Raw genomic sequence first — 14,492 nt, 5'->3', positions numbered from 1 at the left:
GCTACGGCTTATCTTCAGGTCGACGTTTAAGCATATTAGTCACAAGGTAGCTCACGACTTTCTCTTTATGCTGATTAAAGCCCTCAATGCGGTAACGAACAATGCCAATGTCGGGTTTTGATTTTGAAGGGTTTAACTCTTCGATATGCGCCTCACACCGAAGAGTGTCACCTGGACGAACTGGCATCAAAAAACGGAGCTCATCGATTGCTGGCCCACCCATAGAGCAGGCCCTAAAGTGATCTCGCTGAATAAACAGCCTGAAACAGAGCGCAATCGTTTGAAAGCCACTGGCAATCAAACCTCCAAAATGGCTTTCAGCTGCTGCTTGGGTATCTACATGAAAACTCTGCGGATCATACATCATCGCGAACTCTATAATCTGAGCTTCAGTTAACGTTGCACTGCCGCCTTCAAGTCGTTCCCCAATAGTAAAATCATCGAAATAACGCATAAAATCTAGCTCCGTTGCTTTTACTAGATTCTCAGTCCGCCATCCATCTCTACGATGCGGCCAGTGAAGAAATCATTTTCAATAATATATTGCAGAGTGTGAGCCATCTCTTCGGTTTCACCCAAGCGACGCAGTGGTACAGCTGAAATCATTCTATCGATCGCTTCAGGTTTCATCTGCGCAGTCATTTCTGTAGCAATCACACCTGGTGCAATGCCACCAACACGAATCTTATGACGTGCCAACTCACCTGCCCAGCTTGCTACCATTGTTGCTACAGCCGCTTTAGTTGCCGAATAGTTGGTCTGACCGATATTGCCCGCACGAGAAACTGACGAAATATTTACAATAACACCCCCTTCCCCCTGAACGGCCATAATCGCAGCAGCCTCACGACCACACAGGAAGCTACCGAGCATATTAACGTTCACCACAGACTGGAACTGATCAAGAGACATCTTGTCTTGCAACTCGCCATCCTTAACTTTTATCAGCATACCGTCGCGCATGAGTCCGGCGTTATTCACTAATCCATTGATCTTTCCAAACTCTGTTTTGATCTTAGCAAAACAGTCTTCTACCGCAGTCTCGTTAGTAATATCGCAAACATATCCTCGCGCTTCACCACCTAAAGACTGACACGAAGCAGTCGCTTCATTGAGGTTTTCTTCACTCAGGTCGATAAGCGCCAAGCCAGCCCCCTGCCTAGCAAGACTTTCAGCCATAGCTCGGCCAAGTCCACGTCCACCACCGGTAATAACAAACACGTTATCTTTTATTTGCATGTTGATTTCACCTTGTCTTAAATCATTTCAATCGCGACCGCAGTAGCCTCGCCACCACCAATACATAGGGAAGCTAAGCCACGCTTTTTCCCACTCTGCTTTAGAGCATGCAGAAGAGTCACAAGGATTCTCGAGCCGCTTGAACCTATCGGGTGTCCTAGCGCACAAGCACCACCACGAACATTGACTTTAGAACCATCTAATCCTAGCTCACTAATCGCCAACATAGTTACAACCGCAAAGGCTTCATTAATTTCAAAGAGATCAATGGAATTTAGATCCCAGTTAGCACGTTCAGCTGCTTTCTTAATCGCACCGATTGGCGCAATTGTGAATTCCGCAGGTAGTTGAGCATGGGTACTGTGCGAAGCTATACGAGCCAACGGTGTGAGCCCCTTAGCCTTAGCTGTAGACTCTCGCATCAGCAATAACGCAGATGCTCCATCAGAGATCGAGCTAGAATTGGCAGCCGTGACTGTGCCATCTTTTTTGAATGCAGGCTTGAGAGCACGGATCTTATCAATACGAGCATTACCGGGTTGCTCGTCAACATCGACGACCACCTCTCCCTTACGAGTTTTAACACTCACGGGAACGATCTCTTCTGAAAATTCCTTACGATCTATGGCACCAAGAGACTTTTCGAGTGAAGCAATCGCGAAGTCGTCCATTGCCTCTCGAGTAACCTGATAATCATCAGCGCTTTTTTGGGCATAGAGTCCCATCAAGCCCCCTTCGTAGGCATCTTCAAGGCCATCACAAAACATATGATCAATCACCTGTGAATGTCCCATTCGCATACCGGAACGCGCCTTAGGAAGTAGGTATGGCGCTTGACTCATATTTTCCATACCTCCAGCCACCATAACATCAACCATGCCTGCCGTAAGCTGGTCATGAGCCAACATAACCGCTTTCATACCTGATCCACACATCTTATTGATAGTTGTACAGCCGGCTGCATCAGGTATACCTGCCCCGCGTGATGCCTGACGAGCAGGCGCCTGTCCAAGGCCTGCTGGAAGGACACAGCCCATGACAACTTCATCAACATCGGCTGGTGCTATACCTGCACGTTCGATTACCGCCTTTATCGCCGTAGCCCCGAGCTCTGGCGCTCTCACATCTGAAAAGACACCCATCATCCCTCCCATAGGAGTTCGGGCTGCACTTACTATTACAATTGGATCTTGGTTCATGGCTTACCTATTTAAATGAAAGTTTACGTAAACGTAATCCTGAGATTAAAAAGAGAGAGGCAGCGCCTCTCAATTAATTAACTAAAATTTTTCTTCATGAACTTCTGGAATTCACCCACGATTCCGCTACGGAATGCCAGAACACAGACAACGAAAATTAGTCCCATGATGATATGAATGTAATTACCTAACTCGCCACCCGAGAGATAGTTCTGAATAGTAACTACAGAAGCAGCCCCAACAAGCGGTCCTAACAGCGTTCCCATGCCACCCAGAAGGGTCATAAGTACAACTTCTCCTGACATATGCCAGTGAGCGTCGGATAACGATGCAAGCTGAAACACCAAGGTTTTTGTCGAACCAGCCAAGCCAGCCAGACTTGCCGAGATAATAAATGCGACCCACTTATAGTCATTCACATTGTATCCAAGAGATACAGCACGAGGTTCATTCTCGCGTATCGCTTTCAGTATCTGACCAAAGGGTGAATGAATAGTACGGTTTATTAACCAGAAGCCGAACAGGAAAATTGCCAGAACAGTGTAGTACATATTCAGACTATCGCTTAAGTCGATAAAGCCAAATAATTCACCGCGCGGTATACCCTGCATGCCGTTTTCGCCACCTGTAAATGGGGCTTGTAGATAGAAGAAGAAAGCCAACTGTGCGAGCGCTAAGGTCACCATTGCGAAATAGATACCCTCACGCTTAACTGCCAACTTACCATAAAGTGCACCCAGCAAGCCTGCGGCAATGGTGCCACAAAGTATGCCCAGCTCAGGCGACAAGCCAGTCTCCATAACCAAGTAGCCAGTTACATAGCCACCCGTACCCAAGAAGGCTGCATGACCAAATGAGAGCAAACCGACATAACCAAGTAGTAGGTTAAAAGCCATCGCAAACAGACCAAAACACAGCACTTTCATCACAAAAACAGGGTAAAGGAAATAGGGCGCAATAAGACCTAAGGCCACAAGAATAAGTGTCGATTTAGAAACTTTAAACATCTTAACTCCTACGCCTCTTTACCAAAAAGACCCGACGGTTTAAGTAACAGCACTATCACCATTACGACAAAAATAATCGTAGTTGAAGCCTCGGGATAGAAGTACTTTGTTAATCCTTCTAAAATGCCCATTGCCAACCCTGTAAGAATCGCTCCACCAATAGAGCCCATTCCACCAATAACTACTATCGCAAAAACAACGATTAACAGATCGGCTCCCATGTATGGAGATACCGAATATATAGGGGCAGCCAGTACGCCACCCAAACCTGCAAGGCCAACACCAAATCCAAAGGTCAGTGTGACGATCAGTGGCACATTGATACCAAATGCTTGCATCAACTTTGGATTCTCAGTACCCGCGCGCAGATAAGCGCCCAACTTGGTTTTTTCAATCATGTACCAAGTCAATCCACATACAAGTATCGAGACAACGATAATCCACGCACGATAGGTAGGCAGGTACATGAATGGCAGTTTAAAACCGCCTTTTAACTCGGCAGGAATCTTGTACGACAAGCCTGACGAACCAAAAATATGAGTAAATACGCCCTGAAGAATCAGCGCTATACCGAACGTAAGTAGAAGGCTGTAGAGATGGTCTTCATTAGAGATGCGGCGCAATAGAAAACGTTCCATTATTACGCCTATTAAACCGACAGCCAAAGGAACAATAAACAGGGCTGCCCAATAATTGATTCCAAAATACTGAAGCACCATCCATGCCATGAAGGCACCCAGCATATAAAGTGCACCTTGAGCAAAGTTAATAATTTTTAGCAAACCAAAAATTATTGCCAGTCCTAAACTCAGAAGCGCATAAAATGAGCCATTAATAAGGCCGATTAAAAGCTGCCCAAAGAGCCCGAAAACATTAATATCAAAGAGTGACGCCATTACCTTTTCCTTTGAGGGAATGGCTGATGGGTCATAAAACCCATCAGCACGCATTGGTCAGATTACTTCGCTGCGAAGTTACACTGATCCATCATTGGACCAAATGCTTGGTCACCAGGGATGACATTCTGTACTTCGAAGATGTCATCTGGAGAGCTTCGCTCATCACCTTTTTTGATACGCACTTGGTACATATCATGAACCATACGGCCATCGGCACGAAGGTATGCATTACGTGCGAAGAAGTCGTTAGGCTTGTTCTTCTTCATCACAGCCATAACTGCTTCAGCCTCATCAGTACCCGCTTCTTTAACCGCGTTTAGGTAATGCATGACCATAGAGTACTGTCCTGCCTGTCCCATTGCTGGAATAGAACCATGACGCTCTTTAAAACGCTTAGACCATGCACGTGTCTGCTCATCCAGATCCCAGTAGAAACCTGTAGTTGTAAGCATTCCTCCAGCAACTTCTGGATCTAGCGCCTGTGCGTTAGGTGTAAACACCAACAGACCAGCTACATCAGCTGATTCAGTCAAACCAAACTCTGCAGCCGCTTGAAGTGAGTTAACGAAATCGGCGCCCGCATTTGCTAGTGCGACAACATCTGCGCCTGATGACTGAGCCTGAAGAATGAATGAAGAGAAGTCCGTTGTACCAAGCGGTGCACGAGCTGCACCTAGCACCTCACCACCATTATCAGTAACAACTTTACTTGCTACACCCTCAAGCGCATGACCAAATGCGTAGTCAGCAGTAATGAAGAACCATTTCTTCTTGCCAGACTGAACCATTGGCTTAACTGTACCGTTTGCTAGTGCAACTACGTTGTAGGTCCAATGAGCGTTGTAAGGTGAACATGCTTTAGTTGTAAAAGCATGCGATGCTGATGTAGAAATAAGAGCAAGCTTACCTTTCTCTTTTGTAACTTCTGTAACAGCACCAGTTACCGAGGATGCTACCAAACCTGAAACAGCATCAACGCCTTCAGTGTCAAGCCACTTACGGGTAATTGAAGCACCTACATCGGCTTTGTTTTGGTCATCTGCACTAACTATTTCGATTGGTTTACCTAATACAGTACCCCCAAAATCTTCTACTGCCATCTGAGTAGCAGTAACACAACCAGCACCACAGATATCAGCGTAAACACCACCCATATCTGCAAGCACACCAATTTTAACAACATCGCCACTAATGCCAGCAGCACTTGCAGCACTGATTGACATAGCCGCACCGATAGCAGTTGCTAATAGCTGAGGTTTTATTGATTTCATCGATATATCCTTCATTTTTATATTTATTAGCCTAAGGGCCGAAGTAACTTCACCGATAGTTTTTGAAAAAAAATCAAAAACTGTTCAGTTCGTTTACACACCAAGAAGTGTGTTTAAAAGAGGCGTTTTAGCTTCAAGTTCATGCTTAGCAACCTCTTCGACTATGTGGCCATGTTCAACCACATAATGCCGATCTGCGATAGGAGCAGCAAAACGAAAATTCTGCTCTACCAATAGTATTGTTAGTCCGCGACGTTTTAGCTCAACCAGAACCTCACCCAGTTTCTTGACGATTACTGGAGCCAATCCTTCAGTAATCTCATCAAGCAATAGGATATTGGCGCCAGAACGCAAAATACGCGCGATCGCTAACATCTGCTGTTCACCACCCGATAAACGAGTACCCTGACTAAAGCGACGCTCTAATAGATTAGGAAAGATCTCGTAGATCTCCTCCACACTCATACCATCACTACGAACAGTCGGTGGGAGCATAAGATTCTCTTCAACATTCAAACTTGCGAAGATCCCGCGCTCTTCAGGACAAAACCCAACACCAAGGTGTGCGACACGATGCGCAGGCAGATCAAGAGTCTCTGTACCATTAATATTTATGCTACCTGTGCGACGCCCAACCATGTTCATAATTGAACGCAATGTCGTTGAACGACCAGAACCGTTACGACCAAGCAGTGTTACAAGCTCACCCTGCATTACATGCAGGTCAATACCATGAAGAATGTGAGACTCGCCGTAGAAAGCATGCAAATCACGAATCCGGATTTTTTCGTTGCCAGTCATCATGCTTCAGCCTCCTCTTCGCTAACGCCAAGATAAGCCTCTCGTACTCGGCTATCGGCAGAAACAGTTGCATAGTCACCCTCTGTGAGGATAGCGCCGCGCTGAAGCACCGAAATGTTATCAGCAAGCTTAGAGACAACATGAAGATTGTGCTCGACCATCAATATCGTTCTATCCTTCGATACCTTTTTAATCAATTCAGCAACTGTCTCAACATCTTCATGACCCATACCCTGAGTTGGCTCATCTAGTAACATTAACTCAGGATCGAGCGCCAATGTGGTTGCAATCTCAAGTGCTCGCTTGCGACCGTATGGCTGATCAACTGTTAAAGAGTTCGCATGATCCGCCAATCCAACCGAATCCAAAAGCTCAATAGCTCGATCATTTAGTCGATCTAAAACCTTCTCAGACTTCCAAAAATGAAAGCTATTACCCTCTTTGCGCTGCAGTGCAATACGAACATTTTCTAAAACTGTCAGGTGAGGAAATACCGCAGAGATTTGAAAAGAACGAATCACGCCACGTCGTGCAATTTCAGCAGAACGCATATTAGTAATGTCGTTACCATTAAATAGAATCTGTCCCGATGTCGGGATCAAAAATTTGGTTAACAGATTGAAGACCGTGGTTTTACCAGCCCCATTAGGGCCGATAAGTGCATGGATAGTTCCGCGCTCAATGTTCAAGTTCACATTATCTACAGCAGTGAAACCCTTGAACTCTTTAATCAGATTCTTCGTCTGCAATACGTAATCGGCACTCATGAAGCCTAGCTTCTCCCGTCTATTCGATGTTGTTTTTATTGCAGCACAGCATGAGAAAAACGACTCTCAATATGCTTTAGCTTAAGTACAAACCTATCAAGCAAACACTAGGGAAGCAAAGTACTACTTTAGTACCATAAGAACATTCAACCACTATAAATAAATTTTTTTATTTATATTTTTCAATGATTTAAACAAAATCACAGACTCTAAATAAAAATAAAGGTTTTCCCTTATTAATGTTTACGTAAACGTAAACCTAGGTTACTCTGGCTATATATATTCTTAATAGAGCAGCCCATGACCGAGCAAACCACTTTCTCAATTAGCGATCTTGCCAAAGAGTTTGACCTAACCACCCGAAGCGTTCGCTTCTACGAAGACCAAAACCTTCTCTTCCCAACCAGAAGAGGACAGACACGAATATACTCAAAGCAGGACCGCGTGCGTTTGAAACTTATTCTACGGGGCAAGCGCCTGGGCTTCTCTTTAGCTGAGATTGGCGAACTATTCTCCCTCTGGGACGAAACCAGTTCCGGTAGTGAAAAGCAGCTCAGACGTCTACTTGAGGTAATCAGCACCAAACGAGCCGAACTAGCACAACAGCTAGAAGATATAGCCAATCTCCAAACCGAACTTTCCGCTGCTGAGGTTCGTTGCCGCGAGGCACTTAACGAACTTCAAGAGCGACCAACAAACAAACGCAACGCCGTTTAATACAAATAATAGGAATAAACGATGATTTCACAATACTCTGGACTCAACTTTGGCCTTGGCGAAACCATTGAAATGATGCGCGACCAAGTCAATGCTTTCGCTGCAAAAGAGATTGCACCTCGCGCAGCCGAAATCGATCTTAATAACGAATTCCCGAAAGATCTTTGGCGTAAATTTGGAGACATGGGCCTTCTCGGCATAACAGTTAAGGAGGAGTATGGTGGCGTTGACATGGGCTACCTTGCACACGTAATTGCAATGGAAGAGCTTAGCCGAGCTTCGGCATCTGTTGCCCTATCATACGGCGCACACTCCAATCTTTGCGTAAATCAGATTCACCGAAACGGCACTGAAGAACAGAAGCAGAAATACTTACCAAAGTTAATTAGCGGGGAGCACGTAGGCGCTCTAGCAATGTCCGAGCCTAATGCTGGTTCCGATGTGGTATCAATGAAACTAACTGCCCGCGATAACGGCGATCATTACCTACTTAACGGTAATAAAATGTGGATCACCAACGGACCAGACGCTGATACATATGTCATCTACGCAAAAACAGATACATCAGCTGGAGCAAAAGGCATTACAGCATTTATCGTAGAACGTGATTACCCTGGTTTTTCACGTCACCAGAAGCTTGATAAATTAGGCATGCGTGGATCCAACACTTGTGAACTAGTTTTCATCGACTGCCCTGTTCCTAAAGAGAACATTCTAGGCGAGCTAAACGCTGGTGTTCGTGTACTTATGTCTGGACTAGATTATGAGCGTCTCGTTCTAGCTGGTGGACCTCTAGGTATTATGGAAGCGGCGATGGATATCTCTATCCCTTACATCCGTGACAGACAGCAGTTCGGCCAAGCCATTGGCGAATTTGAACTAGTGCAAGGAAAGGTGGCTGATATGTACACTTTGATGAATGCATGTAAGTCATACACCTACACGGTAGCTCAAGCTGCGATGCGGGGTGAGACAAGCCGAAAAGACTGCGCTGGTGTTATCTTATACACAGCAGAGACGGCGACAAAGCTAGCACTCGATGCTATCCAACTCCTCGGCGGCAACGGTTACATCAATGAATTCCCTACAGGCCGACTTCTTCGCGACGCTAAGCTTTATGAGATTGGCGCCGGCACATCAGAAATCCGTCGAATGCTTATTGGCCGAGAGCTGTTCCTAAACAAGTAACAGAACCAATCAGAGGTGGAGAGTCATTCACCACCTCATCATTATTTGATACGAGTTGTGAGGAACAGTGTATGCCTATCCTGCAAAGCAAAGTTAATAAACGTGCGATTGAGTTTATTAACAACAACACAAGCATGACCAATGCTGTCAATGACCTGAGAGAAAAAGTAAAGCTAATCGAACAAGGGGGTGGCGCTAAATATCAAGAGCGCCATCTTTCACGCGGCAAGTTGCTTCCTCGTGATCGAGTAAACGCCCTACTGGATGAAGGGTCACCTTTTCTAGAGCTATCACAACTGGCAGCCTATGAAGTATACGACGATAACGTACCTGCTGCTGGCGTTGTTACTGGCATTGGCCGGGTTAGCGGCCAGGAATGCATGATTATCGCAAATGATGCGACCGTTAAGGGCGGCACCTACTTCCCTCTTACCGTTAAAAAGCATTTGCGCGCGCAAGAGATTGCCGAACAAAACAATCTACCTTGTATCTATCTTGTTGACTCGGGTGGTGCGAACCTACCCCAACAAGATCAAGTATTCCCCGATCGTGACCATTTCGGCCGCATATTCTTCAATCAGGCCAGAATGTCAGCAAAAGGGATACCGCAGATTGCGGTAGTAATGGGGCTTTGTACGGCTGGTGGAGCTTATGTTCCTGCAATGGCGGACGAATCAATTATTGTTCGCAATCAAGGTACTATTTTTCTTGCCGGCCCTCCCCTCGTAAAAGCCGCTACCGGCGAAGTGGTGAGTGCTGAAGATCTAGGTGGTGCAGATGTTCACTGTAAAATTTCAGGCGTAGCAGACCACTATGCAGAAAATGACGCACACGCTTTACAGATCGCACGAACCTGTGTGGCTAACTTAAACCGCCGCAAGCAGGTTGATGGGGATATTCGAGCACCAAAAGCACCGCTTTTCGATGCGAATGAAATCTACGGTATTGTTGGAACAGATCTTAAAAAGCCATTCGATGTTCGAGAAATTATTGCTCGAATCGTCGATGGTTCTGAATTCGATGAATTCAAGAAGCTGTACGGCACAACACTCATTACTGGATTTGCTCACATCCACGGATATCCAGTAGGCATCTTAGCCAACAACGGTATCTTGTTCAGTGATTCTGCCCAGAAAGGCGCACATTTTATTGAGCTATGTTGCCAGAGAAAGATTCCTCTTATCTTCCTTCAAAATATAACTGGGTTCATGGTTGGACAAAAAAGCGAATCAGAAGGTATCGCCAAACATGGTGCAAAACTAGTCACCGCAGTTGCTTGTGCTGATGTTCCTAAGCTTACAGTTTTGATTGGCGGCTCATTTGGTGCTGGTAACTATGGAATGTGTGGCAGAGCCTATAGCCCTAACTTCTTATGGATGTGGCCAAACGCTCGCATATCTGTAATGGGCGGTGAACAAGCAGCAGGCGTTCTTGCCACAGTTAAAAGAGACGGTTTAGAACGCCAGGGACAATCTTGGTCTGCTGAGGAAGAGGCTGAGTTCAAAAAGCCTGTGCTAGAGACATATGAGCGTCAGGGGCATCCATACTATGCAAGCGCTCGTCTATGGGATGATGGCGTCATAGATCCAGCACAAACCCGTGAAGTTCTAGCTATGGGACTCTCTGCCGCCCTCAACAAACAGGTTCCGGACACTAAGTTCGGCGTGTTCCGAATGTAAGGGGTGAACATGTCTGAATCTTTAGTTCTTCTCGAAAAAGCCAAATCAGGTTGTGCGCATCTTGTCATCAATCGTCCCGAAGTTCACAACGCGTTTGATGACACTATCATTGAGCAGCTTATTACTGGACTTAAAGAGGCCGAAAACGATCCCGATGTTCGCGTCTTAGCACTGCGTTCTAATGGTAAGAACTTTTCTGCTGGGGCTGATCTTAGCTGGATGAAACGGATAGCAAATAACAGTTATGCAGAAAACCTCGTTGACGCGGGTCGACTTGCTGAGCTGATGCGTTGTCTCTACCACTTCTCTAAACCAACTATCTGCCTCGTTCAAGGTGCCGCTTATGGTGGTGCAGTTGGACTGGCCGCATGCTGCGATATTGTGATTGCTGAAGAAGTAAGTCGATTCTGCTTGAGTGAAGTGAAAATCGGACTGATTCCAGCAGTTATTTCTCCATATGTCGTTCGTGCAATTGGTGAACGACAATCACGAAGATATTTCCTAACTGCGGAGCCATTTAATGCACATGAGGCATATAGATTTGGATTAGTTCATGAGGTGGTGAGTGACTCATCTCAATTTGATGAGGCCCTAGAAAAGTTCTCTGGCTTTTTGATCGGGAACAGTCCTCAAGGAATGCATTCAGCTAAAGAGCTAATCTTTGCCGTTAGTAACAAAGAAATTGATGAAACTCTAATAAATGATACAGCTCGCCGCATAGCAGAAATTCGTGTTAGCCCAGAAGGTCAGGAAGGACTAGGCGCCTTCCTTGAAAAGCGCAAGCCGAACTGGATTCAGGAGTAACCCAAGATGTTTAGTAAAATATTAATTGCAAACCGTGGCGAGATCGCATGCCGCGTTATTCAGACAGCACATCGTTTAGGCATCAAATGTGTTGCGGTTTACTCAGAAGCAGATGCGAATGCGCGACATGTAGCCATGGCCGATGAAGCATTCCTATTAGGCCCTGCACCTAGTTCAGAAAGTTATTTACGCGCAGATGCAATTATTGAAATCTGCAAACGCTCAGGTGCACAAGCAGTACACCCAGGCTATGGTTTCTTATCTGAAAACACCTCTTTTGCAGAAGCTCTTGAAGCACAGGGAATAACATTCATAGGCCCTCCTTCGTCCGCAATTGCTGCGATGGGCTCCAAATCTGCCGCAAAAGCGATTATGGAAGATGCAGGAGTTCCATTGGTTCCTGGATATCACGGTGAAGATCAAACACCTGAGTTGCTGCGCAAAGAGTCAGAGCGTTGTGGCTACCCACAGCTTCTGAAAGCCATTGCGGGTGGCGGTGGTAAAGGGATGCGCGTTGTTAATTCGTTAGAGGAATTTGATAGTGCCCTGCAGTCTGCCCGCCGCGAAGCCCAAAACGCTTTTGGCAATCCGGACATGCTTATAGAACGTTACCTTACTCAACCTCGCCACGTAGAAATTCAAGTTTTCTGTGATCAATTAGGACATTCAATCTATCTAGCGGAGCGTGATTGTTCTGTACAGCGCCGTCATCAAAAAGTAATCGAGGAGGCCCCAGCTCCAGGACTTTCAGATGAAACTAGGCGCGCTATGGGAGAGGCCGCTGTTCGAGCGGCTGAGGCTATTAATTACGTTGGCGCCGGTACAGTTGAATTTCTTTATGACGTTGATGGCTCCTTCTACTTCATGGAGATGAATACACGTCTACAAGTAGAACACCCTGTAACAGAAATGATTACAGGACTAGACCTAGTCGAATGGCAACTTCGAATAGCTAGTGGCGAAGCACTTCCTCTTGCTCAGAGTGAACTAACAATTAAAGGGCATGCACTTGAAGCTCGAATATATGCCGAAGACCCAGAGAATGACTTCCTTCCCGCAACAGGCACACTGAACTATCTGAGAACGCCTGTAGAAAGTAATCATGTCCGAGTAGACACAGGTGTTGTAGAGGGCGACGAAGTCAGCATCTATTACGACCCGATGATTGCAAAATTGATTGTATGGGATGAGAGCAGGGAAAAAGCCATTGATCGCATGGTACAAGCACTTGAAGATTATCGTATTTCAGGTGTTAGAACTAACACCCAATTCCTTCATGCACTTACTGATTCAACTCCATTTAGAGGATGCGAATTAGACACAGGGTTCATTGAAAAACACGAAAAGCTAATTTTTAAATCTGAGTCTGCTGATAGAAATCGATTACTGGCGATTGCGACGGCATTTTTTTGCGAATCTGAACGAAGCAAATCAATCATTCCAGGCGACCAATTCTCCCCTTTCAGCTCAACCAGCAGTTGGCGTTTGAACGCTTCATATTCTCGTCCAGTTACGTTAGTAGTTGATGATGAAAACTATGAACTTAAAGTACTAGAAGTAGAAAATTACTATCAAATCAGTCTCGGTGAGATCCATTATGAAGTGAAAGCTTGCCTATCTGGGGATCATCTTTCTCTAGTGATTGATGGTCATAAACTTTCTGTTCATGGAAATTTAGAGGGCGACGAGCTTTCGCTATTTTACCAAGGCGAACAGCTTGAATGTATTCGCCATCGCCCAACCTTTACTGATACAAATGAAAACAACGAAGGCTCACTATCAGCACCAATGAACGGAGCAGTAGTAGCCGTTCTAGTCGAAGAAGGTCAAGAGGTGACTGCGGGACAGGCGCTTGTGATTATGGAAGCTATGAAAATGGAGCATACAATTTCCGCACCGTGCGACGGTAAAGTAAGCTCAATTTTTTATGCTGATGGCGACATGGTGAGTGAAGGAGCTGACCTTATCGCGATCGAACCGCTAACCGAGGTTGAAGCATAATGAATTTACCCAATTCAGTAAGAATCGTGGAGGTGGGCCCACGAGATGGGCTACAAAACGAAAAAGGTGAATTCATTAGCACCGAGATTAAGGTTGAACTGATCAATTCCCTCGCAGATGCGGGACTCACCCATATAGAAGCGGCAAGTTTCGTTTCACCGAAATGGGTGCCTCAGATGGCAGATGCTGCTGAAGTCATGAGTGACATTAAACGCAAGGAGGGAGTGACCTATTCAGCATTAACTCCTAACTTGATTGGCCTTGAAGGCGCAATAAGCGCTCGCGCTAATGAAATTGCCGTATTCAGTGCCGCTTCTGAGGCGTTTACTCAAAAAAACATAAACTGTTCAATAAGCGAAAGTTTAGAGCGTTTTAAGCCCGTCATGTCCGCCGCAGAAAAGGCTGGAATTCCTGTTCGCGGATATGTCTCGACAGTAATTGGCTGCCCCTATGCTGGAGATATCGATCCAGAGGCTGTGGCAAAGGTTGCGGAAGCGATGTACAAAATGGGCTGCTATGAGATATCGCTAGGTGATACGGTAGGGGTCGGAACGCCCTTGAAGGTTAAGCGTATGCTGGCCGCAGTAAGTGCTTTAGTCCCTACAGAGCGTTTGGCTGTTCATTTTCACGATACCTACGGTCAAGCGCTGGCGAATATTTACGCCGCTCTTGAAGAGGGTATTGCAGTCGTCGATAGCTCTGTTGCTGGACTTGGAGGATGCCCGTACGCTAAGGGGGCATCTGGGAATGTTGCAACAGAAGATGTGGTCTACTTACTAGAAGGTTTAGGCATTACATCAGGTATTAATCTGGATGCTTTAGTTAGAACTAGCCACTGGATCACCGAAAAATTGGATAAGAAGAATAACTCAAAGGTCGCATTGGCAATGGGAGCTGATCGATTACAGTTGGAGAAATAA

General features: G+C 45.7%; 14 protein-coding genes. 6 read left to right on the top strand and 8 right to left on the bottom strand.

Annotated features, from left to right (window positions below; all coding sequences use genetic code 11):
• Position 1: 1 nt before the first annotated feature.
• The 8 genes from XMD564_RS04965 to XMD564_RS04930 all read right to left on the bottom strand — a co-directional run bounded on the left by XMD564_RS04965 (position 2) and on the right by XMD564_RS04930 (position 7,183).
• On the bottom strand, positions 2-454 hold the full coding sequence (locus tag XMD564_RS04965; protein WP_173507938.1) for a MaoC family dehydratase: 453 nt from the start codon (positions 452-454) through the stop codon (positions 2-4).
• A 23-nt stretch (positions 455-477) separates the two neighbouring features.
• Positions 478-1,239 (bottom strand): SDR family oxidoreductase, encoded by a 762-nt coding sequence (locus tag XMD564_RS04960; protein ID WP_173507937.1) that lies wholly within the window; start codon positions 1,237-1,239, stop codon positions 478-480.
• 17 nt (positions 1,240-1,256) lie between these two features.
• Positions 1,257-2,438, bottom strand: a complete 1,182-nt coding sequence (locus XMD564_RS04955) for an acetyl-CoA C-acyltransferase (RefSeq protein WP_173507936.1) — start codon at positions 2,436-2,438, stop codon at positions 1,257-1,259.
• A 77-nt stretch (positions 2,439-2,515) separates the two neighbouring features.
• Positions 2,516-3,445, bottom strand: coding sequence for a branched-chain amino acid ABC transporter permease (locus tag XMD564_RS04950; RefSeq protein ID WP_173507935.1), 930 nt, complete (start codon positions 3,443-3,445; stop codon positions 2,516-2,518).
• Between the two features lie 8 nt (positions 3,446-3,453).
• Positions 3,454-4,341 (bottom strand): branched-chain amino acid ABC transporter permease, encoded by an 888-nt coding sequence (locus XMD564_RS04945; RefSeq protein WP_173506219.1) that lies wholly within the window; start codon positions 4,339-4,341, stop codon positions 3,454-3,456.
• Positions 4,342-4,403: 62 nt separating this feature from the next.
• On the bottom strand, positions 4,404-5,615 hold the full coding sequence (locus XMD564_RS04940; RefSeq protein WP_173507934.1) for an ABC transporter substrate-binding protein: 1,212 nt from the start codon (positions 5,613-5,615) through the stop codon (positions 4,404-4,406).
• 93 nt (positions 5,616-5,708) lie between these two features.
• Positions 5,709-6,419: an ABC transporter ATP-binding protein gene (locus XMD564_RS04935; RefSeq protein ID WP_173507933.1), complete on the bottom strand. Its 711-nt coding sequence runs from the start codon at positions 6,417-6,419 to the stop codon at positions 5,709-5,711.
• On the bottom strand, positions 6,416-7,183 hold the full coding sequence (locus tag XMD564_RS04930) for an ABC transporter ATP-binding protein (RefSeq protein ID WP_173507932.1): 768 nt from the start codon (positions 7,181-7,183) through the stop codon (positions 6,416-6,418). Before XMD564_RS04930 ends, XMD564_RS04935 begins: the two co-directional genes overlap by 4 nt.
• A 300-nt stretch (positions 7,184-7,483) precedes the next feature.
• Here XMD564_RS04930 and XMD564_RS04925 point away from each other — a divergent pair, with 300 nt between their 5' ends.
• From XMD564_RS04925 to XMD564_RS04900, 6 genes are all read left to right on the top strand, one after another.
• A complete protein-coding gene (locus XMD564_RS04925) occupies positions 7,484-7,900 on the top strand; it encodes a MerR family DNA-binding transcriptional regulator (protein WP_173507931.1) in 417 nt (138 codons plus the stop codon).
• A 21-nt stretch (positions 7,901-7,921) separates the two neighbouring features.
• The gene (locus XMD564_RS04920; RefSeq protein WP_173507930.1) at positions 7,922-9,088 is read left to right on the top strand and encodes an isovaleryl-CoA dehydrogenase; all 1,167 of its coding nucleotides are present in this window, start codon (positions 7,922-7,924) and stop codon (positions 9,086-9,088) included.
• Between the two features lie 71 nt (positions 9,089-9,159).
• Complete coding sequence (locus tag XMD564_RS04915; RefSeq protein WP_173507929.1) at positions 9,160-10,767, top strand: carboxyl transferase domain-containing protein; 1,608 nt, start codon at positions 9,160-9,162, stop codon at positions 10,765-10,767.
• 9 nt (positions 10,768-10,776) lie between these two features.
• Complete coding sequence (locus tag XMD564_RS04910; RefSeq protein WP_173507928.1) at positions 10,777-11,571, top strand: enoyl-CoA hydratase/isomerase family protein; 795 nt, start codon at positions 10,777-10,779, stop codon at positions 11,569-11,571.
• Between the two features lie 6 nt (positions 11,572-11,577).
• The gene (locus XMD564_RS04905) at positions 11,578-13,572 is read left to right on the top strand and encodes an acetyl/propionyl/methylcrotonyl-CoA carboxylase subunit alpha (RefSeq protein ID WP_173507927.1); all 1,995 of its coding nucleotides are present in this window, start codon (positions 11,578-11,580) and stop codon (positions 13,570-13,572) included.
• On the top strand, positions 13,572-14,492 hold the full coding sequence (locus tag XMD564_RS04900; RefSeq protein WP_173507926.1) for a hydroxymethylglutaryl-CoA lyase: 921 nt from the start codon (positions 13,572-13,574) through the stop codon (positions 14,490-14,492). The genes XMD564_RS04905 and XMD564_RS04900 overlap by 1 nt, the downstream gene beginning before the upstream one ends.

Source organism: Marinobacterium sp. xm-d-564, from assembly GCF_013283345.1.
Classification (GTDB): Bacteria; Pseudomonadota; Gammaproteobacteria; order Pseudomonadales; family Balneatricaceae; genus Marinobacterium_E.
Note: the sequence above shows the minus strand (reverse complement) of the source record. Positions and strands in the feature narration are given on the sequence as shown.